Below are 24665 nucleotides of genomic sequence, written 5' to 3'. Positions count from 1 at the left end.
CATGAGCACCAGCAGCACCGCCTCCGTGTCCACCCACATTCTGGACACCTCCGCCGGCCGCCCCGCCGAGGGCGTCGCCGTCCGGCTCGCCGCCCGCGGCGGCGCGGCAGCCGACTGGCAGACGCTCGGCGGCTCCGCGACCGACGCCGACGGCCGGTGCAAGGACCTGCCGGCCCTGCCGGAAGGGACGACCCACGTACGGCTCGACTTCGCCGTGGAGCCGTACTTCGAAGAGCAATCTGCGAAGAAGCAAGCCGATGCGCAGCAGGACGCCCCCGCGAACCGGGACAGCGGACCCGGCGTGTTCTTCCCGGAGGTGGCGATCACGTTCGCCGTCGTACCGGGCGAGCACTACCACGTACCGCTGCTGCTCAACCCGTTCGGCTACTCCGTTTACCGAGGGAGCTAGCTACATGACCGACAATTCCCGCCCTGCCCGCCCTGTCATCCTGGGACAGAACCAGTACGGCAAGGCCGAGAACCGGGTCGTCAAGATCACGCGGGACGGCGCCACCCATCACATCAAGGACCTGAACGTGTCCGTGGCGCTGAGCGGCGACATGGAGGAGGTCCACTACTCCGGCTCCAACGCCAACGTCCTGCCGACCGACACCACCAAGAACACGGTGTTCGCGTTCGCCAAGGAGTACGGCATCGAGTCCGCCGAGCAGTTCGGCATCCACCTCGCCCGCCACTTCGTCACCTCGCAGGAGCCGATCAAGACCGCGCGGATCCGGATCGAGGAGTACGCCTGGGAGCGGATCGAGACCTCCGACGCCAACTCGAAGTTCATCGGCGCCGACGAGGTCAAGCACTCCTTCGTCCGCAAGAACCAGGAGACCCGCGTCACCCAGATCACCTACGACGGTGAGCGGTGGGAGGTCATCTCCGGCCTCAAGGACCTCGTCGTGATGAACTCGACCAACTCCGAGTTCTGGGGCTACGTCAAGGACAAGTACACCACCCTCCAGGAGGCGTACGACCGCATCCTGGCCACCCAGGTCTCCAGCCGCTGGCGGTTCAACTGGACCGACGACGAGCAGAAGGCGCCCCACTGGGAGAAGTCCTACGAGCAGGTCAGGAAGCACATGCTCCAGGCCTTCGCCGAGACCTACTCCCTCTCGTTGCAGCAGACGCTGTACCAGATGGGCTCGCGCATCATCAACAACCGCAGCGAGATCGACGAAGTGCGCTTCTCCCTGCCGAACAAGCACCACTTCCTCGTCGATCTGGAGCCGTTCGGGCTGAAGAACGACAACGAGGTCTACTTCGCCGCCGACCGGCCCTACGGCCTGATCGAGGCGACCATCCTCCGGGACGGCTGCGAGGCGAAGATCCCGGTCGACATGACCAACCTCTGACGCGGGACGCGCGCCCCCGGCCCCGCCAGCAGGGCCGGAGGCGCGCCACACCGGAGGGAACGAAATGGCACAGCCTGCGAAGGGGCCCGCCACAGCCCCGTGTTCCACCCCGCCGGTGCACACCGAGGACGCCGTCACGTCCGTGCACCCGGTGGACGAGAAGCTCCGTCCGACGCGGCTCGTCCCCGCCGCACTGCAGCACATCGCCGCGATGTACGCGGGCGTCGTCACTCCTCCGCTCATCATCGGCCAGGCCTGCGGACTCGACATCGCGGCCCGCACCCGGCTCATCGCCGCCGGCCTGCTCATCGCCGGCGTCGCGACGATCCTCCAGACCATCGGCGTCAAGGGTCTCGTCGGCAACCGGCTGCCCTTCGTCAACGCCGCATCCTCCGCCGGCATCGCCCCCATCCTCGCCATCGCCGAGACCAACGGCCATGGACACCAACTCCCCGCCATCTACGGCGCGGTGATGGTCGCCGGCGCCTTCTGCCTGGCCCTCGGCCCGTTCTTCGGCCGGCTGCTGCGCTTCTTCCCGCCCCTGGTCACCGGCGTCGTCATCACCCTGATCGGCGTCACCCTGATGCCCGTCCCGGTGAGCTGGGCGCAGGGCGGTGACGCGACCGCGGCCGACTTCGGCGCCATGCGCCACCTCGCGCTCGCCGGATTCACCCTCGCCGTCATCCTGCTGATCCAGCGCTTCGGCAGGGGCTTCGTCCGACAGGTCGCCCTGCTGTTCGGGCTGCTCGCCGGCACCCTCGCCGCGATCCCCTTCGGCATGGCCGACTTCACCGGCCTTCGCTCCGCGCCCGTCGCCGCCCTCCCCACCCCGTTCGCCTTCGGCACCCCCGAGTTCCAGCCCGCGGCCATCCTCTCCCTGTGCATCGTGATGCTGGTGCTGATGACCGAGAGCTCCGCCGGCATGCTCGCCCTCGGCGAGATCTGCGACCGCCGCGCCGACGCCAGGACCATCACCCGCGGCCTGCGCACCGACGGCCTCGCCACCCTGCTCGGCCCCGTCTTCGGCGGCTTCCCCACCTCCGCCTTCGCCCAGAACGTCGGCGTCGTCTCCCTCACCCGGGTACGCAGCCGCTACGTCGTCGCCGTCGCCGGCGGCACCCTGCTCGTGCTCGGCGCCTTCCCGGTCCTCGGCGCCGTCGTCTCCCTGGTGCCCATGCCGGTCCTCGGCGGCGCGGGCATCGTGCTCTTCGGCTCCATCGCCGTCAGCGGCATCCGTACGCTGTCCGAGGCGGGCCTGGACGACAGCTCCAACATCATCCTCGTGGCCGTGGCACTCGGCGCCGGCATCATCCCGCTGGCCGCACCCACCTTCTACGCCGGCTTCCCGCCCTGGGCACAGACCGTGCTCGGCTCCGGCATCAGCGCCGGCGCCCTCGTCGCGGTCCTGCTCAACCTGTTCTTCCACCATCTCGGCACCCGGAGCCGCGGGCCGGCCCCGGTACTCAAATCCTCCTAGGGTCCTGCCGTGCCCTCCCCGTGGACCCCTCCCCGGCCACGGGCCGCCACCGAAAGACAAGGAAGCACCATGGCAGCACCGGCAGCCCAGCGCACCGTCATCGAGAACTGTGCCATCGCGACCGTGGACGCGGGCGACACCGAGTACGCCTCCGGGCACCTCGTCCTCGCCGGCAACCGGATCGAGTCGGTCGGCGCGGGCCGGGCCCCCGAAGCCTTGGACAACGTGGTGCGCCGCATCGACGGCACCGGCCACCTGGCCACCCCCGGCCTGGTCAACACCCACCACCACTTCTACCAGTGGATCACCCGGGGCCTCGCCACCGACCACAACCTGTTCGACTGGCTGGTCGCGCTCTACCCCACCTGGGCGCGCATCGACGAGCAGATGACGTACACCGCCGCCCAAGGGTCCCTCGCCATGATGGCCCGCGGCGGTGTCACCACCGCCATGGACCACCACTACGTCCACCCGCACGGCTCCGGCGACCTGTCCGGCTCGATCATCCGGGCCGCCGCCGAGCTGGGCGTCCGCTTCACGCTGGCCCGCGGCTCCATGGACCGCAGCGAGAAGGACGGCGGCCTGCCGCCGGACTTCGCCGTCGAGACCCTGGAGGGCGCCCTCGCCGCCACCGAGGAGACCGTCCGCACGCACCACGACGCCTCCTTCGACGCCATGACCCAGGTGGCCGTCGCCCCCTGCTCCCCGTTCTCCGTCTCCACCGAACTCATGCGCGAGGGCGCCGAACTGGCCCGCCGGCTCGGCGTACGGCTGCACACCCACGGCTCCGAGACCGTGGAGGAGGAGAAGTTCTGCCACGAGCTGTTCGGCATGGGCCCGACCGACTACTTCGAGTCCACCGGCTGGCTCGGCGAGGACGTGTGGATGGCGCACTGCGTCCACATGAGCGACTCCGACATCGCCGCCTTCGCCCGCACGAGAACCGGCGTCGCCCACTGCCCCTCCTCCAACGCCCGCCTCGCCGCCGGCATCGCCCGCGTCCCCGACATGCTCAGGGCGGGCGTCCCGGTCGGCCTCGGCGTCGACGGCACCGCCTCCAACGAGTCCGGCGAACTCCACACCGAACTGCGCAACGCCCTGCTGATCAACCGCCTCGGCGCCCACCGCGAGGCCGCGCTGAACGCCCGTCAGGCCCTGCGGCTCGGCACTCACGGCGGTGCCCAGGTCCTCGGCCGGGCCGCGCAGATCGGCTCGCTGGAGGCCGGCAAGCTGGCCGACCTCGTGCTGTGGAAGATGGACACGCTCGCCCACGCCTCCATCGCCGACCCGGTGACCGCGCTGGTCCTCGGCGCCGCCGCCCCGGTCACCGCCTCCTTCGTCAACGGCCGGCAGATCGTCGAGAACGGCCGCCTGCTCACCGCCGACGAGGACGCCATCGCCACCTCCACCCGCGACGAGGCCCGGCGCCTCGCCCGCATCGCCGCGCGGGACTGACCACCGCGGCACCCGGACCGGCCGTCGTACGGCCGGCCCGCCACACAACTCCGGCCGGAGGGGACGGCCTCCGGCCGGAGCCGTGGATCCGAGCGGGATCCACGGCCGGCCGTCTCCGGGGCACGTGCGGACGCGCGCGCCCCGGAGCGGTCACCACCGCACCGCTCACGCCCCACCCCCGTCACGGTCCCGCACGACCACTCGCACCACCTCCATGAAACCCGCGTCTGTGACGACGTGTTACCCGCCCGGAGGAGCAGCCGTGGCCGCCCATCCTGTTGACGAGAAACTCCCCGCCCTCAAAATGGCGACCAGCGGCCTACAGCACGTGGCCGCCATGTACGCCGGAGTCGTCGCCCCACCCCTGATCGTCGGCGCGGCCATCGGCCTCTCCGCCACCGACCTGACCTTCCTCACCGGCGCCTGCCTGTTCACCGCGGGCCTCGCCACCATCCTCCAGACGCTGGGCATCGGAAAGATCGGCGCCCGGCTGCCCTTCGTCAACGGCGTCACCTTCGCCGGTGTCGCCCCCATGACCGCGGTCGTCGCCTCCACCAAGGACAAGACCGACGCCCTGCCGGTCATCTTCGGCGCGGTCATCGTCGCCGGCCTCCTCGGCTTCCTCGCCGCCCCCGTCTTCTGCAAGGCCGTCCGCTTCTTCCCGCCCGTCGTCACCGGATCCGTGATCACCCTGATCGGCGTGTCCCTGCTGCCGGTCGCGTTCGGCTGGGCCCAGGGGCCCGACCCCAAGGCGCACGACTACGGTTCGACGACCTACCTCACCCTCGCCGGCATCACCCTGGCCATCGTCCTGCTGCTGCGCCGCTTCACCCGCGGCTTCGTCAAGCAGATCGCCGTCCTGCTCGGCCTGGTCACCGGCACGCTCATCGCCATCCCCTTCGGCGTCACCGACTTCGGCCCCGTCGCCCACGCCGACGTGGTCGGCTTCCCGACCCCGTTCCACTTCGGCGCCCCGCAGTTCCAGCTCGCCGCCATCCTCTCGCTGTGCGTGGTGATGGTGGTCTCGATGACCGAGTCGACGGCCGACATGCTGGCCCTCGGCGAGATCGTCGAACGCCCCGCCGACGAGAAGACGATCGCGGCCGGCCTGCGCGCCGACACTCTCGGCTCCGCCCTCAGCCCGTTCTTCAACGGCTTCATGTGCAGCGCGTTCGCCCAGAACATCGGCCTGGTCGCGATGACGCGCATCCGCAGCCGGTACGTCGTCGCCACCGGCGGCGGCTTCCTGGTCCTCATGGGCCTGTGTCCCATGGCCGCCTCGCTCATCGCGGTCGTACCCCGGCCGGTCCTCGGCGGCGCCGGCGTCGTCCTGTTCGGCTCGGTCGCCGCGAGCGGGATCCAGACCCTGGTCCGGGCCGGCCTGGACCGGGACAACAACGTCCTGATCGTCGCCGTGTCCCTCGCGGTCGGCATCATCCCGATCACCGCCCCGGCGTTCTACCACGCGTTCCCCGAGACGGCGAGGATCGTCCTGGACTCGGGCATCTCCACCGGCTGCGTCACCGCCGTCGTCCTCAACCTCCTCTTCAACCACCTCGGCAAGGGGCACGAGGCCCAGGACGTCACCCACCCGATGGAAGCGGGGGAGGAGATAGCCGCCGCCCACTGAACCGGGCGGCCACCCGTGTGCCGGGCCGGGGGAGACGGGGCGACCCGTGTCCCCCGGCCCGGCCGTCACCCTTCGACGGTCACCACCCGAACAGGGCCGGTTCGGCCGCGAGGTGCTTGAACACCCCGCCCGGATCGGCGACCAGCCTTCTCTCCGCCAGGTCGAGCAGACCGGCGACCGCGGTGATCTCGGCGGCCACCGTGCCGTCCGTCCTGCGGATCTCCTGGAGGATCCGGAACGTCTTGCCGCCGTCCCACTCGAACACGCAGGTGATGTCTATCTCGTCACCGGCGAGCAGCTCACGCCGGTAGCGGATGGTCGTCTCCAGCGCCACCGGGCCGACACCGTGACCGAGCAGCCGGGCCTGGGTGATCCCGGCCGCGGTCAGCAGGGACCAGCGGGCGTGCTCCGCGTAGTTGACGTACACCGCCTGGTTGACGTGGCCCTGGGTATCGGTCTCGTAGCCGCGGACGGTCACCCGCACGGAAAACGGTTCGGACACTGCTCGCCCCTCTCGCGTTCGCACTCCGGACACACCGATCCTGGCACGCCGTTCAGACCCGGCGGGGCGAGGCCAGCAGATAGCGCACGCCCGTCCGCGGCTCGCTGTACTCGCCGGCCTGCCACCCGGCCCGCTCCAGCGTGGCCGCGCAGGCCGTCAGGGTCGACGGGTCCGGTGCGTACACCGCGACCGCCTCCGGCTGCGGGGTCGCCCGCACCCGGTATCCGTCCTCGTCCCCGCCCGCCGGACGGTGCCCGGCCGCCTCCAGGGCGAGCGCCGCCGCCCGCACCAGATGCGCCCGCTCCCAGCCGCACGGCCGGTCCACCGCGCCGTCCGCACTGGTCATCCGGCGCAGCTCCAGCAGCCCCTGCCAGGCGCTGTGCACCTCACGCAGCCGGGCCGGCCCGGACCCGGGTGGCTCCTCCTCGCCGCCGACCCGGGCCGCGAACACCCCGGTGTGCGCCACGGGTTCGGCCGGTACCTCGGGCACCGCCTCCCGTATCCGGTGGCCGGCCGGGGTCAGGAAGTGGTCGTGCGGCGGCCGGGGATGCCGGAAGGCCAGCCCCTGCCTCACCAGCGCCGCGAGCTGGGACTCCGTACCACGCAGCCGGCCGGTGACCGGATCGGCGGCCTCGATCACGCGGCGCTGCGCGGCGGTGGGCGGTCGGGTCACGGGACGCTCCTTCCGGGGCCGGCGGGGCACGGGGGCCGTCAGGGTGGACCGGCCTGCTCGCAGAGTACGGGCCGGGTCTGACAACGGCCCGGGCGGAGGGCGCCCGGCGCGGGAGTGTGCCCGCGCGCGGTCTCCCGCGGCCCGTACGTGCGGTCCGCCCGCTTTACTCCGGGGGCCGGATGTTCCACCCCGCCACCACCGGCCGTCCGTGTTCCGTGCCGAGCCGGCACAGCGCCCCCGTCGCCAGCTGGAACAGCGCGCCCTGCCGGGGCGCGAGGCCCAGCCGGCGGGCGGTGAGAACGCGGAGGAAGTGGCCGTGGGCGATCAGGACGACGGCCCCCTCGGTCCCGGCGACGGCGGCGTCGGCCCTGGCCAGGATCCGGTCGGCGCGCGCCCCGACCTGCTCCGGGGTCTCGCCCGGGTGGTCCGGCGGGCCGGGCGCGACGCCGTCCGCGAAGAGGAACCAGCCGGGCCGCTGCTGCTGGATCTCCGCGGTGGTCACGCCCTCGTAGCCGCCGTAGTCCCATTCGCGCAGGTCGCCGTCGACCAGGGCGTCCGGCATGCCGATGAGCCGGGCGGTCTCCCGGGCCCGGCACAGGGGACTGACGAAGGCCGCCGCGACCTTGTGCGAGCGGATCAGCGGTACCAGCCGGCGTGCCTCGTCCCGCCCGTGGCCCGTGAGGGGCACGTCGGTCGAGCCGGTGTGCCGGCCGGACCGCGACCACTCGGTCTCACCGTGCCGGACGAGGAGGAGGTCAGCCATGACGGCACGGTGCCACAGGGCCGCCACCGCCCGCAGGCCGGACTGCGCCAGACGGCCGCCCTCCGGCTCCGGCGGGTGTACGGCGCGGGCGCCGCGGCCGTCAACGCGCGTGTTTTCCGCACGCACGCGCGAAACGGGCCGGACGGCTACTGCCGGTACCCGCTGAGGAACCGTCCGATCCGGCCGATCGCCGCCTCCAGGTCGTCGGCGTACGGCAGGGTGAGGATGCGGAAGTGGTCGGGGGAGGGCCAGTTGAAGCCGGTGCCCTGGACGACCTGGATCTTCTCGCGCAGCAACAGGTCCAGGACGAACTTCTCGTCGTCATGGATGCGGTGCACCTTGGGGTCCAGGCGCGGGAACGCGTACAGCGCGCCCTTGGGTTTGACGCAGGACACGCCGGGGATCTCGTTGAGCTTCTCCCAGGCCACGGTCCGCTGTTCGTGCAGCCGGCCGCCGGGCACGGTCAGGTCGCGGATGGACTGGCGTCCGCCGAGCGCGGCCTGGATGGCGTACTGGGCGGGCGCGTTGGGGCACAGCCGCATGGAGGCCAGCATGGTCAGGCCCTCCAGGTAGTTCTTCGCGTGCTGCTTCGGGCCGGTGACCACCAGCCAGCCGGAGCGGAAGCCCGCCACGCGGTAGGTCTTGGACAGACCGCAGAAGGTGAGCACCACCAGGTCGGGGGCGAGGGCGGCGGCCGAGTGGTGGACGGCGTCGTCGTACAGGATCTGGTCGTAGATCTCGTCGGCGAACACCATCAGGCCGTGCCGGCGCGCGAGGTCGAGGATGCCCTCGACGACCTCCTTCGGATAGACCGCGCCCGTCGGGTTGTTGGGGTTGATGATGACCACGGCCTTGGTCCGGTCCGTGATCTTGGCGGCCATGTCGGCCAGGTCCGGGTTCCAGTCGGCCTGTTCGTCGCACAGGTAGTGGACGGCCTTGCCGCCGGCCAGCGTGGTGACGGCCGTCCACAGCGGGAAGTCCGGTGCCGGGATGAGGACTTCGTCGCCGTCCTCGACCAGGGCCTGGACGGCCATGGTGACCAGCTCCGAGACGCCGTTGCCCAGGTACACGTCGTCCACGCCGACGTCGAGGCCGAGGGTCTGGTAGCGCTGGGCCACCGCGCGGCGGGCGGAGAGGACACCGCGGGAGTCGGTGTAGCCGTGGGCCTGGGGCAGCATCCGGATCATGTCCTGGATGATCTCCTCAGGCGCCTCGAAGCCGAAGGCCGCGGGGTTGCCGGTGTTCAGGCGCAGCACGCTGTGCCCCGCCTCCTCCAGCGCGTTGGCGTGCTCGATCACCGGGCCGCGGATCTCGTAGCAGACCTCGCTGAGCTTGTTCGACTGCCGGAACTCCATGCGCCCCTCCGGGAACTCGTGTTACTTGGTTTTACCAAGTGAGAGCTTGGAAAGTCCAACAACATGTCTAGACTGCGTCGCATGCCACCTCGCCGAAGCTACGACCAGTACTGCTCCGCGGCCCGTGCCCTCGACCTCGTCGGCGACCGCTGGACCCTGCTGATCGTCCGGGAACTGCTCGCCGGCCCCCGCCGCTACACGGACCTGCACGCGGACCTGCCCGGCGTGAGCACGGACGTCCTCGCCTCCCGGCTGAAGGACATGGAACGGGACGGGCTCACCACCAGGCGGCGGCTGCCCCCGCCGGGCGCGGCGTACGTGTACGAGATCACGGACCGCGGGCGACGGATGCTGCCGGTGCTCCAGGCGCTGGGCAGCTGGGGCGAGGCCGAACTGGGGGAGCGGCGCCCGACCGACGCGGTCCGCGCGCACTGGTTCGCGCTGCCGTTGCTGCGCGCGCTGGAGGGCGAGGGCGAGGAGACCGTCGAAGTACACCTGGAGGAGGGCGAGTTCCACCTGCGGGTCGGCGCCGGGACCGGGCCGGTGTACGGCGACGGGCCCGCGCCCGGCGAGCCCGCGGCGCGCCTGACGATGGACGCGGCGACCTGCGAGGCCCTGGCCCGCGGCGAGATGGGCCTGCCGGCCGCCGTACGGGACGGACGGGTGACGGTGACCGGCGACGGCGCCCTCGCCAAGGCACTCCGGGACGCGTGACGCACTCCGCGGTCCCGGAGGTCACCCGCGGCCCCCGCCGGGGCCACCCCCGGCACCCGCGGAAAAGTGAAAGGCCCGCCGGTGGGCGGGCCTTAACACGGGGCGGGCTACACGTTCGGCGGTACCCGGGAAGGCCGCCCCGGTCCGCGCGTCAGCACGTACCCGCCGATGCCGGCGAGCGCGGCCAGCATGCCGCCGATCGCGGTCCACACCCAGCGGTCGGACCACCAGCCAGACGACCAGCCGTCGTCCGAACCGAAGCTGGACAGCACCGCCGCCTTCGAACCGCCCTTGTCCTCATCGGCCTTGACGGCGATCCCGGGGACGAGCGGCTTGCCCAGCGAACCGTCCACGGCGGCCGCGCCGCCGATGTCCTTGCTGTCGACGCGCACCTCGGCGCTCACCGGCTGCCCGAGGTCGGAGGCGCCGAGGTCCACCACGGTCAGCCGCACGTAGTACGTGCCCGGCAGCGGGTCGTCGGCCCACGGCTCCGACCAGCCGCGCACCGTGCGCAGCACACAGGCCAGTTCGACCGATCCGGTGCCCTGCGCGGCGGTACGGGTCTGGGCGCCGTACTGGCAGGCCTGGCGGCGCCGCAGCCCGTCGTACACGTCGAGCTGCCATGCCTCGGAGCCGTGCGTGCCGGGCAGTTTCACGGTCGCCCGGACGGTGGGGCGCTGCCCCGTGTCCGCCGGGAACGACCAGTAGAGGTAGTCACCGGTGGAGCCGGACGCGGTCGCCCGCTGTCCCTGCTCGATCTCCGTCGCCGTACGGAAGGACGTGCCCGCCCGGGTGGGTGCCTTGCCGTCGTCGGAGGCGGCCGGGGACGGCGAGGAGTCGGCGGCGGCCGGCCCGGCGGCCAGCCCCAGCGCCAGCAGCGCGGCGCCCAGCACACGTGTGATACGCATCAGTTCGTCCTCCAGACGGCGACCCGCCAGCGTGACAGCCAGCCCCACAGCAGACCGGCGAGGAAGCCGACGAGCACCAGCGCGCCCAGCAGCCACCAGCCGCGGCCCAGCCCGAAGGAGGCCACGTCGTGGTGGCCGGACGGCCCGTCCACGACATCGACGGTCAGCTCCAGCGGCAGGCCCGGCGTGGTCTTGACACCCGCGGCGGCCGAGAAGGAGTTGGTGACCTGGAGGCACACGGTCTCCGCCGGCGCCGCGTCGTCGTCGCTGTCCGGCCTGGGATACCGCAGGCCCGTGGAGACGGTGTCCGTCCGGCCGGTGCCGGCGGCCTCGCCGCGCACGATCTCGCGCCCGTGCACGGTCACCGCCCGCAGCAGCACCCCGTAGTCGGGGTGGACGGCCCGGTCGTCGGCCACGCTCACCGAGGCGCGCAGTTCCTGGCCGGGCCGCACGTCCACCCGGTACCAGCGCTGCTGCCCGAACTCCTCACGGTCGGTGTACAGCCCGGACTTCAGTGCCGGCGCCGCCGCGCACCGCGCCGCGCCCTCGGTCGCCACCGGCGTGACCACCGGATCGGCCGCCCGGTCCACCAGATCCCCGACCCGGTCGGTCAGTTCCTCCTTGTGCCGCACGGAGGTGTAGGTGCCGCCGGTCGCGTCCGCGATGCAGCTGAGCTGGTCGCGGGTCTTCGCGTCGGGCACCAGGCCGAGGGTGTCGATGGTCAGCCCGATGCCCTTGGCGGCTATCTCCCGGGCCACCTCGCACGGGTCGAGCGGCTGGCAGGTGTCCTCACCGTCACTGATCAGGACGATACGGCGGGTGCCGTCACCGCCGTTCAGGTCGGCCGCCGCCTTCAGCAGCGCGGGCCCGATCGGCGTCCAGCCGGTCGGTGCCAGCGTGGCCACGGCCGTCTTCGCGTCGGTCCGGTCCAGCGGGCCGACCGGATACAGCTGCTCGGTGTCCTTGCACCCCTCCTGGCGGTCGTTTCCGCGGTAGTTGGCGCCGAGGGTGCGGATGCCGAGCCGGACCTCCTCCGGGGTCGCGTCCAGCACCTCGTTGAACGCCTGCTTCGCCGCGGCCATCCGGGTGCCGCCGTCGATGTCGCGGGTGCGCATGGAACCGCTGACGTCCAGCACCAGTTCGACTTTGGGAGCGGCCTGCTCCGTCTCGTCGGCGACCGCTCCGGCGGGGAACGCGATCCCGGCCGTCAGGGCGGCGAGCAGAGCGCAGACGCCCGCCGCCAGCCGTTGTCTTCTGATCATCGCCGGATCCTATTGATCAGACCGGCCGGACTCCAAAACGCCGCCACCCGGCGGCATTCACCGTGTCCGATCATCTTCCTGGTGAGCTGTGCGGCGACCCAGTGCGTGGTCCGCGATCAGCTGAGTCCCGGGAACGTCGTGCGGCAGGGCGGGGGCAGGGTCGTCCAGCTGTCTCCGGTGCGGCCGGGGGACAGGCGCATCAGTGTCAGCGCCTTCGCGGGCAGCGGGTCGTCGCGCAGGGCCGCGAGGTCCGGGGTGTCGGGGAGGCCGGGCAGGGCGGAACGCAGGGCCGCGCCCAGCGCCGGGCCCGAACCCGCCGTGCCCGCCAGCGCCCCCGCGACCAGGGAACCGAACAGCTTGCGGCGCAGGGCGGTCGGGTCGTCGGTGATCAGCCGGCCGGTCAGGTCCGGCACCGGGACGCCGTGGCGGGCCAGCCGGGCGGGGCTGATCCGGATGTCGGCGAGGTCCCGGTAGACCAGCCGCCGAGGGCTGCCGTCGGCGGCCAGGATCACCAGGAGGTTCTGCCCGTGGGCCTCCAGGGCGACCCCGAGGTCGAGCAGCTCCAGCCCCACCGTGAGCGCCAGCCGGGTGAACGCGGTCAGCCACGCGGGGTCACCGGGCAGGGACGTGCCGGCGAGCGCGGCCACCGGCAGCACGCGTTCGCCCGGGCCCGTGTACACCTCGGGTGACTCCCGCAGCAGCGCCGCCAGAGCGGGCGAGCCGGCGGTGACCGCCCCGAGGGTCCGGGTCACGTGCAGCAGACCGTCGGTACGCGCCGCCAGTTCCCCGCCGAGGGACGACAGCGCCGCGGCGGCCTCCACCGAGTACGCGGAGATGTCCCGCACCGACGACGTCAGCCGGGCACTGAGCGCGGTCTTCACATGCGGACCGCCGGGAAGCGCCAGCGTGCGCAGGGACATCAGCGGACGGGCCGGGCGCCAGGGGTCGTACGGCCGCCGGAGCACATGCGCGGCCTGCCACGGGTGCACCGGCACCAGGAGCCGTCCGCCGTCGCGCAGTTCGGCCGGCCAGTCGCCGGACACCAGGCACCGGTCCGCCGGCACCGGCACCGTCCCCAGCTCCACCACCGGCCCGTGCTCCGGGCCGTACGCCAGCTGGTCCGCCACCGAGAAACCGGGCCGGGCCCGGCAGTTGGGGTGGAACGGATGCCCGTCGACGACCCGCTGCTCCCACTCCCAGTCCTGCGCGGGCCACTCCTTCGGGTGATCCGCGCCGGCCCGGGACAGCGCCAGCGAGGCCACACTGTGCGCCAGTTCGGCCGCGAAGGAGGACGCGTGCGGCACCCCGAGCGCGGTCATCACGAGCGCCGGGTCCGTGTACCGGTCCCGGCCGAGGCGGACCGCCGTGACGTACGCGCTCGTGGCGTACGGGTCCGCGTGCGGCCCGTGCAGGACGCGGCCGTCGGCGAGCCGCAGGGCGAGGCCGTGCGGCCCGGGCGTCCGGCCGGTGAGCCACGGCAGCGGCTCATGGACCAGCGCCCGCCACAGGCGGGTCAGCACGGCGGCGCGGGCACCCGGCAGCTCCACCGCGTACCGGGGCAGCAGGGCGGGCCGGACGGCGGCCAGCTCGTCGGCGACCTCGGTCTCGGCGGTCGGGGGACGGTCCACGGGCGGCTCCTCGGGTACACGGGGCACGGCACGATTGTCGGGGACGACAGCCATACTGATCGCGACCGGCCCCCGCAGGACGCACCGGCGTGCGCGGGGACGCCCCCGGTCCCCCCTGACGACCGACGACGGACACCGGACCATGGACACGGACGACGACGGACGACGACGGACGAAGAGAACGCGTGGACCTCACACCCTCCGCCGGTGAGACCGGCCGCCGCGCCGACGCGTACGCGGCGGCGCCCCTGCTCAACTGCCTCCTGCGGGAGGTCGCCCAACCGCTCGCGGACTCCGGGGACCGGCGCGTCCACCGGCTGCCGGGCGGACGGCTGCTGCGGGTCCGCGCCGGGCGCCGCCCCGCCGACCCCGAGGTGTGCACGGCCGGTGTCTGGCGCCGGATCGGCCACTCCGAACTGGTCAAACTGGTCGCCGAGGAACTGCGCCGGCACACCGGACTGCCCGGCGGCGACCTGCCCGCCGAGATGATCGACAGCCGGGACACGGTCGCCGCCCTGCTCACCGCCCGCGCACGGGCCACGCCCCCCGCCGACCCGTACCTGCGCTCGGAGCAGTCCCTGCTCACCGGCCACCCCCACCACCCGGCCCCCAAGGCACGCGGCGGCGGCCCGGTCGCGTCCTGGCTGCCGTACGCGCCCGAGGCGCACGCCCGCTTCCCGCTGGTGCTGCTCGGCGTCCGCGAGGACCAGGTGGCGGAGGAGGGTGACCCGAGCGCCCTGGACGCCCTCGGCACGGCCCCGCCCGGCTACCGGCTGCTGCCCGCCCACCCCTGGCAGCTCGACCTGGCCGCCCGCGACCTCGCCCCCGCCTTCGCCGACGGCCGCCTGCTGCGGCTCGGTCCGAGCGCGTGCGACGTGTGGCCCACGGCGGCGGTCCGCACGCTCTACGAGCCGGGCCGCGACCTGTTCCTGAAGTTCAGCCTCGACGTGCGCATCACCAACGACATCCGCCGGCTGTGGCGTCACGACCTGCTCGGACTCCGCCGTACCGACAGCGCCGCCGGGCACGCCTTCGCGGCGATGGGCCCGCCCGCGGCCTGGCTCAGCGACCGCGGCTACCGCACCGCCGCCTTCGCCTTCGAGGAGCTGGCCGTGCTGGTCAGGGACGGGCTGCGCGACCACCTTGTGCCGGGCGCGACCCCGCTGCTCGCCGCGGGCCTCGCCGAGGGCTTCGACGGCAGCCCGCTGGCCGCCACCACCGACCCGGCCGGCTGGTGGGAGGCGTACCTGGCGCAGGTGGTCCCGCCCGCCCTGACCGCGTTCGGCGACCACGGGGTGGTCCTGGAGGCCCACCTCCAGAACACCCTCGTCGCCGTCGACGCCTCCGGTACGCCCGTGCAGGCGCTGTTCCGGGACGCCGAGGGCGCGAAGCTGCTGCCGGACGTCACCCGCGCCGCCGGCTGGGAACGGCTGGTGTACTGCCTGGTCGTCAACCACCTCACCGAGATCGCCGGCGCCCTCGCCGACCATCACCCCGGCCTCGACCCGTGGCCCGCCGCCCGCCGCGCGCTCGCCCGGCACCAGCTGCCCGAGATCCCCGCCCTGTTGACCGCGCCCACCCTGCCGGGCAAGACCAACCTGCTGCTGCGCTGGACCGGCGCGGGCGGCGCGGACGCCCGCTACCTGCCCCTGCCGAACCCCCTGCGCACCGGCTGACCGGAACACCCGCCGGGAGGCGGGCGGCGCGTCGACGTCCGAATACCGCTCGTACGGCGGCCCGGAATGATGCACAGTGCCTCCGTGGACACACGACGGCTCGACGACACGGCCCCCGCGGCGGCTGGCGGGTACACGCTGACCGGTGCCGACGGGCGGCCGTACCGCAGCGAGGTGCCCGGCCGCTTCGGCGGCTACCGGCGCGGCCGGATCTACGGACGACTGGACTGCCCGTCCGCTCTGCGGCACCTCGCCCGCGGGAACTACGTTCGCCACCGGGTGTTCTTCGCGGACGAGGCCACCGCCGTCGCCGCGGGATACCGGCCGTGCGCGGTCTGCCTGCCCCTGCGCCACCGGGCTTGGCGGGACGGGCAGTCGTCATGACCGGGCCCTCGCCCCGGCTGGATCCGGCCGCACTCACCGACTACGGCCCCTGGCCCGCTCCCCGGCCGCACACCGCCCCGGAACTCGCCCGCCTGCTGGCCCTGGTGGAGGACCGCGGCGTCCGTGGCGGCAGCGTCGCCCTGGGGCACGGCCGGGACGCCGCGTCGAGGGCGGCCGCCGCGGCGTTCGCCGACGCCTGGCAGGAACGCGGCGGACAGCTCGTCGCGGTGGTCGACTGGCCCGAGGACGCGGCATCCTGGCTGCGTCAGGCCCGCCGGCTGACCGATCCGCAGCCGGACGCCTGGGTGGTGGCCGCCGCGCCGGTCGGCTGGGTCCAGCTGAGCCGCCGGCTCCGGCACAGCACCGACTGGGATCCGCGCCGCACGTTCGGCTTCGCGGCCACGGGGGACACCCGTCTGGTGACCGCCGCGGGGCCCGGGGTGCTGGACGGGATGCGCGGCGCGACACCGGAGGGCAGGGTGTGGACGGTCGTGCGGGGCTGGGTCGTGGAGTCCGCCGAGGCGTGACCGCCACCCGCCGCTCCTCCTCTGCCTCCCGGTGACGCTGTGCACCCCACAGCGGAGCCCGGTGGATGTACGGCAGACGTGCAGCCGCCCGCAGGCGGTGCCCGCAGGGGCTCCGCCGAACCTGGTGCCGTCCTCGGCGGTCCACATCGTCGGATCGGTCACGGCGGCATGCCTGGCCGGCGGAGACGGGGCTGACGCCCCGGGCAGCGCTCCGGCCGCGGCGAGGGGCCGCAACACAGGTCAAAGAGGCCGGTGATCCAGGTGAAGGTCGAAGTCCGGCGGAGCCGGCGTACACCCCGCCTCTCCGCTCAGTCCGGCCCGCATGGCGAACAGCCCGGCCTGCACCCGATTCTCGCATTGCAGCTTCTTGATGATCCGTGAGACGTGGGCCTTCACCGTGGGCACCCGCAAGCCCAGACGCCGGCCGATCAGGGCGTTGCTCAGCCCGTCCCCTATGGCCGCCAGCACCTCCCGCTCGCGTGGTGTGAGCGAGGGCAGTCGGGGCGGTACGGCCTGCGGCGGCCCGGCGGCCGCGCGGGTCACCAGGTGGGCGACCGCTTCGGGGGAAAGGGCGTGCACGCCGGCCGCGGTGTTCCGTACCGCGTCGAGGACCTCGCCCGGCTGAGCGTCCTTGAGCAGGAAACCATGGGCGTCGGCCTGTAGCGCCGGCAGGAGATAGGTCTCCGCGTCGAACGTGGTCAGCATCAGTATCCGGGGCGGTGTGGACAGGGCGGACAGCCTCCGTGCGGTGTCCACTCCGTCCAGGCCCGGCATCCGCACGTCCAGCAGCACCACATCCGGGGTCAGACGAGCACAGGCTTCGACCGCGGCTCGTCCGTCGTCGGCCTCGGCGATCACCGTGACGTCGGGGGCTGTCTCCAGCAGTAGGCGCAACCCGGTGCGGAACAGGGCCTCGTCGTCGGCGAGCAGGACCCGGATCACTGCATGCCCACGGCAGGCTCTGCCCCCGTGATCTTCTGCTTCAGCTCCGGTGCGTCCGGCGCGGCGGGCAGACGGAGCCGGACTCGGAAGACCTCGTCCCGGATCTCGGTGTGCAGGGTTCCGCCGAGAAGCGCTGCCCGCTCCCGCAGACCCTGGAGCCCCAGACCCGCACCGTGGCCGGCTGCCTCGCCGGCCAGGCCCGTCACCGGGTTGCTCACCTCGCACTCCAGGTGCTTCCCGTCCCACCGCAGCCCCAGCGTGGCGTGAGCGCCGCGGGCGTGTTTGCGGACATTGGTCAGCGCCTCCTGGACGGTCCGGTAGACCGTGTGCTCCACCACCGGCGGCAACGATTGCACGCGGGCCGCGACTTCGGTCACCGTCGCCGACCAGGGCGCCCGGTGAACGGGGACTCCGCCCGCCGTCGAGTCGGCCAGCAACCGGGGCAACTGCCGGAAGAGGGAACCGGGTCGGAAGGATGTTTCGACGGTCTCCGGGTCGCGCAGCACATCGAGGATCTGGCGCAGCTGAGCCAGCGCGCGCCTGCTGGTGTCGACGATCAGCTCGCCGGTCGCGCGGGCTCGCTCCGATTCCTTCCCGTCGACACTCAACGCGCCGGCGTGCACCGTGATCAGACTCATTTCATGACCCACCACATCGTGCATCTCACGCGCCAGCGCGGCCCGCTCCTCCGCCCGGACCCTGCGGGCGATGAGCAGCGCCTCCTGCTCGGCCCGCTCGGCCCGTTCGGCCAACTGCTCCGACCGGGCGTGCCGGTACCGGATCACGGTGCCACGCCAGGCGGGCGCACCGACCAGCAGGACTGTCGCCATGACGCCGGCCGCCGGGGCGCTCACAATGAACTGGCTCGCCACCGCGGTGGCGTAGACGCCGAAGCGCAAGGGGTCCGCCGCTCGCCGTTTGGCCAGCGAGTACATCGCGAACGGCAGTGCCGGCTGCACGGTCAGCAGACTCGCTGCGGCGACCACGCCCGCCACCAGAGTGGGCCGGTCCCGCCGCCAGGCCAGCAGGAGGCCGGTGGCGCACGCCAGGACGACGGGGACGGCGAGCGGCAGAGGAAGCAGGGACCGGGGTGCGGCGGCCGGCAGAACCCCTCCAGAAGCGATCAGCACCGCCAGCACCCAGGCGATCGGCTCGGTGGGCCACGAGATCCAAGCAGGGCGCGTCGCCACCGAAGTCGATCTTGAGGGAACGGACACGCGTACCACGGTAGATGACGTGTCGGCGGCTCGTAGCGCGTACCGCCGCCGACCGGTGACAGTGACCCCGGCCCGCCGGGTCGAGCCTGTCCGGGTGGGCCGGCGTGAGACCGGGTGACTCAAGGCTTGGCGCCTCCACTGTTCCTGCCGTCGTCCGGGGTGCCCTCCTGCTCGGCCGGCGGCAGAATCTGGGTGACGACGACCTTCCCCTCCCGGTAGCAGATACGGAAGGTGCGCTTCTTCTCCAGGGGCACCTTCCTCTCCAGGTAGTGATCACAAGTCGTACCGGCGGGCGGCTCGAGCCCCTCCGGCGGCGCAAGACTCTTCGGCTTGCCGAGATGGTCACGCACGGCTTCCCGCTTCTCACCGACGTGGATCGTCTCGAACTGCGCCTTGGTGATCATGTGCGCGGCGACGTCACTGACGATGTGATGGACGGCGAACCAGAGACCGACTCCGGCAAGAACGACAACTCCTAGAAGACCGATCAGGATCTTGCCGACAATGCGCATGACACAACCTTCACTACGGGGGTGCCGACGTCCCCTTGACGCCGCTCCCATAGTCTGTTCCGGCGCTCCACGCCGATCGTCACCCTGGACGGGGAACTCGACCACCTACTTTCGTATCTCCCCCGGGTCATCCGTACGGGGAGATGTGTCCGGGCACGGCGAAGCCGCACGCCGGGCTCCCGGCCCCGGCCACGGCGGGGATCGGACACCTGGTGCACCGCCACCGCCACGAAAGGCGCCGACCGCTCGGGTCGTCATGACCGCCGTGCACTGCGTCCGCCGCGGCTGTTCTGGTTTCGGTTTCACTTTCGAGTTCAGCTGACCGCCGTCGCGCCGGTTCGGCCGTCGTCCGGACTGGGGAGCACTACGGATGTCCGACAAGCCGAATTCCGGGGGGTGTTCGCGACGGCGCGGCATGGCGCCCGTCGCTCTCTGTCGCCTCGACCTCGAAAAGCCGTCTGCGAACGCCTCGTGGACGGTGGGTGATTCATGAACCCGGGCAGGTGGGCGCAGCGCGACCGCCGGGAGCGGGTGACGATCGTCGCCCTCGGCGATGTCGACACCCGTAACGGCCCTTCCGGACCGGCGGCGGCCCTTCCGGACGGCAGGAGTGACAGGCCGCCATCGATGCCGGACGAGGGGCCCGGAGTCGACCTGCCGGGCTCCTCGTCGATTCCCCCTCGGGCGCACCCCTGCTCACGCCTGGTTACTATGCTCACTTCATGCCGAGGCCGGAACCGGGGCCGTTCCCGCCGTCGACGCGCTGAGCGCGGGCGTTCTTCCGGATCGCCGCACCTTGGAGGTGGCCGTGGAATGCAAGGGCGATGAGTGGGAGGACCTTCGACCATGTTGAGAGAGGTCACCGCCACCCGCTACGTCCAGCCCCTGCGCTCCGGCGGTTCCGTCCCCGGTGTCGTCGAGGCCGACGACCTCGGCACGTACGTCGTGAAGTTCACCGGCGCGGCGCAGGGACACAAGGCGCTGGTCGCCGAGATCATCGTCGGGGAGCTCGCCCGCGCGCTCGGCCTGCGCTTCCCGGAGCTGGTCCTCGTCCGTTTCGACCCCGCCGTCGCCGCCGCCGAGCCGCACCAGGAGGTGCGCGAACTGCACAGTGCCAGCGCGGGCGTCAACCTCGGCATGGACTACCTGCCGGGCGCGCGGGACCTCACGCCGGAGATCGCGCGGGTCTTCCCCGTCGATCCGCTGGAGGCCGGCCGGATCGTGTGGCTGGACGCGCTGACCGTCAACGTCGACCGCACGGTGCACAGCTCCAACCTGATGGTCTGGCCGACGTTCGGCACCGCGCCCCCGCGGCTGTGGCTCATCGACCACGGCGCCGCCCTCGTCTTCCACCACCGCTGGGACACCACGGCCCCGGGCCGTGCCTACGACTTCCGGCACCACGCCCTCGGCCAGTACGGCCCCGACGTGCGCGCCGCCGACGCGGAACTGGCGCCCCGCGTCACCGAGGAGCTGCTGCGCGGGATCGTCGCCGAGGTGCCGGACGCGTGGCTGGCCGAGGACGCCGGGTTCGCCACTCCCGACGACGTCCGGGACGCCTACGTCGGCTACCTCCTGGCCCGCGTCCGGCTCTCCGCCGAGTGGCTGCCCACCGACTTCCCGAGCCGTGACGAACTGGCCGCCGAGGAGACCGCCCGCGCCGCGAGGACGCAGGCGGGCCGCCCGGACTGGCTGAAGTGGGTCCCCGACCTGCACGGCGGGCCGGGGACGGACGCCCGGTGAGCGGTGTGGCCGGGGCCGGCTACCGCAGCCGCTCGTACGCCGGCAGGGTGAGGAAGTCGGCGTAGTCCTCGTCCAGGGCCACCTGGAGCAGCAGGTCGTGCGCCTCCTGCCAGTGCCCGGCCGCGAACGCCTCCGCGCCCAGCTCCGCGCGGATCGCGTCGAGTTCCTCGGCGGCCACCTTGCGGGCCAGTTCCGGCGTGGCCTTGTCGCCGGTCTCGAACTCGACGCCCGCGTTGATCCACTGCCAGATCTGGGAGCGGGAGATCTCGGCGGTGGCCGCGTCCTCCATCAGGTTGAAGATGGCGACCGCGCCGAGACCGCGCAGCCAGGCCTCGATGTACCGGATGCCGACCTGGACGGCGTTGACCAGGCCCGCGTACGTCGGCCTGGCGTCGAGCGAGTCGACGGCGATGAGGTCGGCGGCCTCGACGTGCACGTCCTCGCGCAGCCGGTCCTTCTGGTTCGGCCGGTCGCCGAGGACCTTGTCGAAGGACTCCATGGCGATCGGCACCAGGTCGGGGTGGGCGACCCAGGAACCGTCGAAGCCGTCGTTCGCCTCACGGTCCTTGTCGGCGCGGACCTTCTCGAAGGCGACCCTGTTGACCTCCGCGTCCCTGCGGGACGGGATGAAGGCGGCCATGCCGCCGATGGCGTGGGCGCCGCGCTTGTGGCAGGTGCGGACCAGGAGTTCGGTGTACGCCCGCATGAACGGGGCGGTCATCGTGACCGCGTTGCGGTCCGGGAGGACGAACTTCGCGCCGCCGTCACGGAAGTTCTTCACGATGGAGAACAGGTAGTCCCAGCGGCCGGCGTTCAGCCCCGAGGCGTGGTCGCGCAGTTCGTAGAGGATCTCCTCCATCTCGTACGCGGCCGTGATCGTCTCGATCAGCACGGTGGCGCGGACGGTGCCCTGCGGGATGCCGGCGTAGTCCTGCGCGAAGACGAACACGTCGTTCCAGAGCCGGGCCTCCAGGTGCGACTCCGTCTTCGGCAGGTAGAAGTACGGGCCCTTGCCGAGGTCGAGCAGGCGCTGCGCGTTGTGGAAGAAGTACAGCCCGAAGTCGACGAGGGCGCCCGGCACCTGGCGGCCGTCGGTGTCGACGAGGTGCCGTTCGTTCAGGTGCCAGCCGCGCGGGCGCATCACGACGGTCGCCAGTTCGCCGGCCGGGCGCAGGGCGTACGACTTGCCGGTGCGCTCGTCGGTGAAGTCGATGTTCCCGGTGTAGGCGTCGCTCAGGTTGAGCTGGCCGAGGACCACGTTCTCCCAGGTCGGCGCGGAGGCGTCCTCGAAGTCGGCGAGCCAGACCTTCGCGCCCGAGTTGAGCGCGTTGATGGTCATCTTGCGGTCGGTGGGCCCGGTGATCTCGACGCGCCGGTCGTTCAGCGCGGCGGGGGCCGGGGCGACCTTCCAGGAGTCGTCCGCGCGGATCGCGGCCGTCCCGGGCAGGAAGTCGAGCGTGCAGGTGCGGGCGATCTCGGCGCGGCGTTCGGCCCGGCGGGCCAGGAGTTCGTCACGGCGCGGGGTGAACCGCCGGTGCAGCTCCGCCACGAAGGCGAGCGCGGCGTCCGTGAGGACCTCTTCCTGCCGGGGCAGGGGCTCGGCGTCGACGATGGCCAGCGGGGACGGCGCTGGTGCGGACATGAGCTGTCACTTCCTTCAGCGGTGGCACCTCGTGCCAAGCGGCACGAACAGGACAGTGAGCGCCCACTGTGCGGTCGGACGCTTCTGATCAGTGGATACTAGTTTCCTCATTGTGGAACTTCAATGGTTTGTTGATGTCGAGATTCTCCGGGTCGAGGCAAGGTGGCGCTCGGTGCCACCCCGTTCACTCCAGGTGGCCCAGGTCGGCCTCGGTGTCGATGTCGTACGGCTCGGCCACGTCCGCACACTCCACGAGCCGTATCCGGTCCTCCTGCGCCTTCAGATAGGCCCGCGCCCCGCGGTCCCCGGTGGCCGTCCGCGCGATGCCCGCCCAGTGGTCCGCGCCGAACAGCACCGGATGCCCGCGCACCCCGTCGTAGGAGGCCGCGGCCAGCGAGGTCCCGTCCTCGTAGGCGCCGAGCACCCGGGTCACCGCGGCGGACCCGATACCGGGCTGGTCCACCAGGCTCACCAGCGCCGCGCGCGCCCCCGTCCCGGCGAGCGAGGCCAGGCCCGCGCGCAGGGACGACCCCATCCCCTCGGCCCAGTCCGGGTTGTCCACGAGCACGCAGCCGTCCAGCCCGGCGCGCCGTCTCACCTCGTCCGCGCGGGCGCCCAGCACGACGTGGATCCGCCCGCATCCGGCCGCCCGCAGCACCCCCACCGCGTGCTCGACCAGCGGCCGCCCCCGGTGCGCCAGCAGCGCCTTGGGCCGTCCGCCCAGCCGTCTGCCCCCGCCGGCGGCGAGCAGCAGCCCCGCGACGTCCGTCCGCGGTTCGTGGTTGTCCGTCATGAGTCCTGCATACCCGACGGCGACGGAACCGGCCGGGTTTTCCGGCACGGATTCCGTAGGGCTGAATTTCGGTCCGCCCTGTGGCGCTCGCCGTACGGGGTGGCGTTTACTGACCCGCGCACGACGCCGTGGCAGGGGGAGGGCTGTGTTGCGGAGCTTGGGGCAGAGGCCGGTGGCCGGCAGCGACGAGGATCCGAGAGTGGCGGGACTGTGCGGCGCGGTCTCCCGGCTGCGCCGCGAACTCGCCGCGCACCCGGCGGAGTTCCCCGACCGGGTGATAGCCGAGGACGAACTGGCGGCACTGGCGGCGATGGCCTGCGGCGGCTCGCCCGAGATCCCGCGCCTGCGCAGCTCCCTGTTACTGGTCGCCGCGGCGATCGGCTCGGTCAGCGCCCTCGCCCGGGGGCTGAGGGAGGTCCGGGACGCGGTGGACCTGTTCGGCGGACCACCGGGACCGTGACAGCCCCGAGGACGGGCCGGGGGTCCGTGCCCCGGCCCTTCCTCTAGGCGCCCGAGCTCGCCAGCACCTGGGACAGTTCGACGGCGACCTGCTGGAGCACCGGCACGATCTTGTCCGTCGCCGCCTCGGTGACCCGTCCCGCCGGCCCGGAGATCGAGATCGCCGCGGCCGTCGGGGACTCCGGCACGGACACCGCCAGGCACCGCACCCCGATCTCCTGCTCGCTGTCGTCGACGGCGTATCCCGCCCGCCGTACGTCCTCCAGCGCCGCGAGGAAGCCCTCCGGCGTGGTGATGGTCTTGTCGGTGGCCGCGGGCATGCCCGTACGGGCCAGCAGGGCCCGCACCTCGTCGTCCGGCACCCCGGCCAGCAGTGCCTTGCCCACCCCGGTCGAGTGGGGGAGCACCCGCCGGCCCACCTCGGTGAACATCCGCATCGAGTGCTTCGAGGGCACCTGTGCGACGTACACGATCTCGTCGCCGTCGAGCAGCGCCATGTTCGCGGTCTCGCCGGTCTCCTCGACCAGCCGGGCCAGGTACGGCCGCGCCCAGGTGCCGAGCAGGCGGGACGCGGACTCGCCGAGGCGGATCAGCCGCGGGCCCAGCGCGTAGCGCCGGTTGGCCTGCTGGCGCACGTAGCCGCAGGCGACCAGCGTGCGCATCAGGCGGTGGATGGTCGGCAGCGGCAGTCCGCTGGCCGCGGACAGCTCGCTCAGGCCGACCTCGCCGCCCGCGTCCGCCATCCGCTCGAGCAGGTCGAAGGCACGCTCCAGGGACTGCACCCCGCCGGCGGCGGAGGGCTTGGCGGAGTCGGTGGTGCTGGCGCTGGACGTCGGCACGGCGCGTTCCTTTCGGGACTGGCGGGAGGGCAGAAGCCTACCCGGCGGCCGGTTGACTGCCCGCTTGTGCGTAGCTACGTTCTGCTTGCTGGAATGTTAATTCCGCTTTGTGGAAACGTCCAGAGCGGGTGCCGGCCACTCGCTGTCGAGAAGTGTGCCTCTTGACGGCGGAGAAGTGGGAGTGAAGACTCCTTCAACAGAAC

General features: G+C 72.6%; 24 protein-coding genes. 11 read left to right on the top strand and 13 right to left on the bottom strand.

The window, feature by feature from the left end:
* Position 1: 1 nt before the first annotated feature.
* The 5 genes from uraH to AB0F03_RS31295 all read left to right on the top strand — a co-directional run bounded on the left by uraH (position 2) and on the right by AB0F03_RS31295 (position 5923).
* Positions 2 to 409 (top strand): hydroxyisourate hydrolase, encoded by a 408-nt coding sequence (uraH, locus tag AB0F03_RS31315; protein WP_361998036.1) that lies wholly within the window; start codon positions 2 to 4, stop codon positions 407 to 409.
* Between the two features lie 4 nt (positions 410 to 413).
* Positions 414 to 1361, top strand: a complete 948-nt coding sequence (pucL, locus tag AB0F03_RS31310; RefSeq protein ID WP_361998033.1) for a factor-independent urate hydroxylase — start codon at positions 414 to 416, stop codon at positions 1359 to 1361.
* Between the two features lie 64 nt (positions 1362 to 1425).
* Positions 1426 to 2838 carry a nucleobase:cation symporter-2 family protein gene (locus AB0F03_RS31305; RefSeq protein ID WP_361998030.1) on the top strand — a complete coding sequence of 471 codons (1413 nt, stop codon included), beginning with the start codon at positions 1426 to 1428 and terminating at the stop codon, positions 2836 to 2838.
* A 69-nt stretch (positions 2839 to 2907) separates the two neighbouring features.
* Complete coding sequence (locus AB0F03_RS31300) at positions 2908 to 4293, top strand: 8-oxoguanine deaminase (protein WP_361998028.1); 1386 nt, start codon at positions 2908 to 2910, stop codon at positions 4291 to 4293.
* 214 nt (positions 4294 to 4507) lie between these two features.
* Positions 4508 to 5923: a nucleobase:cation symporter-2 family protein gene (locus AB0F03_RS31295; protein WP_361998025.1), complete on the top strand. Its 1416-nt coding sequence runs from the start codon at positions 4508 to 4510 to the stop codon at positions 5921 to 5923.
* Positions 5924 to 6002: 79 nt separating this feature from the next.
* Here the strand turns inward: AB0F03_RS31295 and AB0F03_RS31290 are convergent, their stop codons facing one another.
* From AB0F03_RS31290 to AB0F03_RS31275, 4 genes are all read right to left on the bottom strand, one after another.
* A complete protein-coding gene (locus AB0F03_RS31290; RefSeq protein WP_361998022.1) occupies positions 6003 to 6425 on the bottom strand; it encodes an acyl-CoA thioesterase in 423 nt (140 codons plus the stop codon).
* A 52-nt stretch (positions 6426 to 6477) separates the two neighbouring features.
* Entirely contained in the window at positions 6478 to 7098 is a 621-nt protein-coding gene (locus AB0F03_RS31285) for a hypothetical protein (protein ID WP_361998019.1), read from the bottom strand.
* Between the two features lie 163 nt (positions 7099 to 7261).
* On the bottom strand, positions 7262 to 7861 hold the full coding sequence (locus tag AB0F03_RS31280; protein WP_361998016.1) for a histidine phosphatase family protein: 600 nt from the start codon (positions 7859 to 7861) through the stop codon (positions 7262 to 7264).
* Positions 7862 to 8007: 146 nt separating this feature from the next.
* Complete coding sequence (locus tag AB0F03_RS31275; protein WP_361998014.1) at positions 8008 to 9216, bottom strand: pyridoxal phosphate-dependent aminotransferase; 1209 nt, start codon at positions 9214 to 9216, stop codon at positions 8008 to 8010.
* An 81-nt stretch (positions 9217 to 9297) separates the two neighbouring features.
* Between AB0F03_RS31275 and AB0F03_RS31270 the strand changes: the two genes are divergently transcribed.
* Positions 9298 to 9930, top strand: coding sequence for a winged helix-turn-helix transcriptional regulator (locus tag AB0F03_RS31270; protein WP_361998011.1), 633 nt, complete (start codon positions 9298 to 9300; stop codon positions 9928 to 9930).
* Positions 9931 to 10037: 107 nt separating this feature from the next.
* On the opposite strand, the gene AB0F03_RS31265 is transcribed toward AB0F03_RS31270, so the two are convergent.
* From AB0F03_RS31265 to AB0F03_RS31255, 3 genes are all read right to left on the bottom strand, one after another.
* On the bottom strand, positions 10038 to 10838 hold the full coding sequence (locus AB0F03_RS31265; RefSeq protein ID WP_361998008.1) for a hypothetical protein: 801 nt from the start codon (positions 10836 to 10838) through the stop codon (positions 10038 to 10040).
* Entirely contained in the window at positions 10838 to 12100 is a 1263-nt protein-coding gene (locus AB0F03_RS31260; RefSeq protein ID WP_361998006.1) for a VWA domain-containing protein, read from the bottom strand. The genes AB0F03_RS31265 and AB0F03_RS31260 overlap by 1 nt, the downstream gene beginning before the upstream one ends.
* Positions 12101 to 12216: 116 nt before the next feature.
* Positions 12217 to 13728, bottom strand: coding sequence for an IucA/IucC family protein (locus AB0F03_RS31255; protein WP_361998003.1), 1512 nt, complete (start codon positions 13726 to 13728; stop codon positions 12217 to 12219).
* Positions 13729 to 13913: 185 nt separating this feature from the next.
* On the opposite strand from AB0F03_RS31255, the gene AB0F03_RS31250 reads away from it, so the two are divergent.
* The 3 genes from AB0F03_RS31250 (at position 13914) to AB0F03_RS31240 (ending at position 16315) form a co-directional block, all read left to right on the top strand.
* Positions 13914 to 15404, top strand: a complete 1491-nt coding sequence (locus tag AB0F03_RS31250; protein ID WP_361998000.1) for an IucA/IucC family protein — start codon at positions 13914 to 13916, stop codon at positions 15402 to 15404.
* Positions 15405 to 15488: 84 nt separating this feature from the next.
* The gene (locus tag AB0F03_RS31245; protein WP_361997997.1) at positions 15489 to 15788 is read left to right on the top strand and encodes an Ada metal-binding domain-containing protein; all 300 of its coding nucleotides are present in this window, start codon (positions 15489 to 15491) and stop codon (positions 15786 to 15788) included.
* A complete protein-coding gene (locus tag AB0F03_RS31240) occupies positions 15785 to 16315 on the top strand; it encodes an ABC transporter substrate-binding protein (protein WP_361997994.1) in 531 nt (176 codons plus the stop codon). The genes AB0F03_RS31245 and AB0F03_RS31240 overlap by 4 nt, the downstream gene beginning before the upstream one ends.
* A gap of 240 nt (positions 16316 to 16555) precedes the next feature.
* Here AB0F03_RS31240 and AB0F03_RS31235 read toward each other — a convergent pair whose 3' ends face one another.
* The 3 genes from AB0F03_RS31235 to AB0F03_RS31225 all read right to left on the bottom strand — a co-directional run bounded on the left by AB0F03_RS31235 (position 16556) and on the right by AB0F03_RS31225 (position 18986).
* Positions 16556 to 17257, bottom strand: a complete 702-nt coding sequence (locus AB0F03_RS31235) for a response regulator transcription factor (RefSeq protein WP_361997991.1) — start codon at positions 17255 to 17257, stop codon at positions 16556 to 16558.
* Complete coding sequence (locus AB0F03_RS31230) at positions 17254 to 18447, bottom strand: histidine kinase (RefSeq protein ID WP_361997988.1); 1194 nt, start codon at positions 18445 to 18447, stop codon at positions 17254 to 17256. Before AB0F03_RS31230 ends, AB0F03_RS31235 begins: the two co-directional genes overlap by 4 nt.
* Positions 18448 to 18593: 146 nt before the next feature.
* The gene (locus AB0F03_RS31225) at positions 18594 to 18986 is read right to left on the bottom strand and encodes a hypothetical protein (protein WP_361997985.1); all 393 of its coding nucleotides are present in this window, start codon (positions 18984 to 18986) and stop codon (positions 18594 to 18596) included.
* An 846-nt stretch (positions 18987 to 19832) separates the two neighbouring features.
* Between AB0F03_RS31225 and AB0F03_RS31220 the strand changes: the two genes are divergently transcribed.
* Positions 19833 to 20729 carry a HipA family kinase gene (locus AB0F03_RS31220; protein ID WP_361997983.1) on the top strand — a complete coding sequence of 299 codons (897 nt, stop codon included), beginning with the start codon at positions 19833 to 19835 and terminating at the stop codon, positions 20727 to 20729.
* Between the two features lie 19 nt (positions 20730 to 20748).
* Here AB0F03_RS31220 and aceB read toward each other — a convergent pair whose 3' ends face one another.
* Both aceB and AB0F03_RS31210 read right to left on the bottom strand, forming a co-directional pair.
* Complete coding sequence (gene aceB, locus AB0F03_RS31215) at positions 20749 to 22371, bottom strand: malate synthase A (protein WP_361997980.1); 1623 nt, start codon at positions 22369 to 22371, stop codon at positions 20749 to 20751.
* A 184-nt stretch (positions 22372 to 22555) separates the two neighbouring features.
* The gene (locus AB0F03_RS31210; protein ID WP_361997977.1) at positions 22556 to 23164 is read right to left on the bottom strand and encodes a nucleotidyltransferase family protein; all 609 of its coding nucleotides are present in this window, start codon (positions 23162 to 23164) and stop codon (positions 22556 to 22558) included.
* A gap of 145 nt (positions 23165 to 23309) precedes the next feature.
* On the opposite strand from AB0F03_RS31210, the gene AB0F03_RS31205 reads away from it, so the two are divergent.
* Entirely contained in the window at positions 23310 to 23624 is a 315-nt protein-coding gene (locus tag AB0F03_RS31205; protein WP_361997975.1) for a DUF5955 family protein, read from the top strand.
* Between the two features lie 43 nt (positions 23625 to 23667).
* On the opposite strand, the gene AB0F03_RS31200 is transcribed toward AB0F03_RS31205, so the two are convergent.
* Entirely contained in the window at positions 23668 to 24462 is a 795-nt protein-coding gene (locus tag AB0F03_RS31200; protein ID WP_361997972.1) for an IclR family transcriptional regulator, read from the bottom strand.
* Positions 24463 to 24665: the final 203 nt, after the last annotated feature.

This window comes from Streptomyces sp. NPDC028722, from assembly GCF_040637655.1.
Classification (GTDB): domain Bacteria; phylum Actinomycetota; class Actinomycetes; order Streptomycetales; family Streptomycetaceae; genus Streptomyces.
The sequence above is the reverse complement of the archived record's forward strand: the minus strand, read 5'-3'. Positions and strand labels throughout refer to the sequence as shown.

Excerpts from the sequence above, each read along its gene's own strand:
- AB0F03_RS31300 (WP_361998028.1), top strand. The coding sequence starts at position 2,908 with ATGGCAGCACCGGCAGCCCAGCGCACCGTCATCGAGAACTGTGCCATC.
- uraH (WP_361998036.1), top strand. The coding sequence starts at position 2 with ATGAGCACCAGCAGCACCGCCTCCGTGTCCACCCACATTCTGGACACC.
- AB0F03_RS31220 (WP_361997983.1), top strand. The coding sequence starts at position 19,833 with ATGTTGAGAGAGGTCACCGCCACCCGCTACGTCCAGCCCCTGCGCTCC.
- AB0F03_RS31265 (WP_361998008.1), bottom strand. The coding sequence starts at position 10,838 with ATGCGTATCACACGTGTGCTGGGCGCCGCGCTGCTGGCGCTGGGGCTG.
- AB0F03_RS31275 (WP_361998014.1), bottom strand. The coding sequence starts at position 9,216 with ATGGAGTTCCGGCAGTCGAACAAGCTCAGCGAGGTCTGCTACGAGATC.
- AB0F03_RS31225 (WP_361997985.1), bottom strand. The coding sequence starts at position 18,986 with ATGCGCATTGTCGGCAAGATCCTGATCGGTCTTCTAGGAGTTGTCGTT.
- AB0F03_RS31210 (WP_361997977.1), bottom strand. The coding sequence starts at position 23,164 with ATGACGGACAACCACGAACCGCGGACGGACGTCGCGGGGCTGCTGCTC.
- AB0F03_RS31305 (WP_361998030.1), top strand. The coding sequence starts at position 1,426 with ATGGCACAGCCTGCGAAGGGGCCCGCCACAGCCCCGTGTTCCACCCCG.
- AB0F03_RS31280 (WP_361998016.1), bottom strand. The coding sequence starts at position 7,861 with ATGGCTGACCTCCTCCTCGTCCGGCACGGTGAGACCGAGTGGTCGCGG.
- pucL (WP_361998033.1), top strand. The coding sequence starts at position 414 with ATGACCGACAATTCCCGCCCTGCCCGCCCTGTCATCCTGGGACAGAAC.
- AB0F03_RS31260 (WP_361998006.1), bottom strand. The coding sequence starts at position 12,100 with ATGATCAGAAGACAACGGCTGGCGGCGGGCGTCTGCGCTCTGCTCGCC.
- AB0F03_RS31240 (WP_361997994.1), top strand. The coding sequence starts at position 15,785 with ATGACCGGGCCCTCGCCCCGGCTGGATCCGGCCGCACTCACCGACTAC.
- AB0F03_RS31295 (WP_361998025.1), top strand. The coding sequence starts at position 4,508 with ATGAAACCCGCGTCTGTGACGACGTGTTACCCGCCCGGAGGAGCAGCC.
- AB0F03_RS31270 (WP_361998011.1), top strand. The coding sequence starts at position 9,298 with ATGCCACCTCGCCGAAGCTACGACCAGTACTGCTCCGCGGCCCGTGCC.
- aceB (WP_361997980.1), bottom strand. The coding sequence starts at position 22,371 with ATGTCCGCACCAGCGCCGTCCCCGCTGGCCATCGTCGACGCCGAGCCC.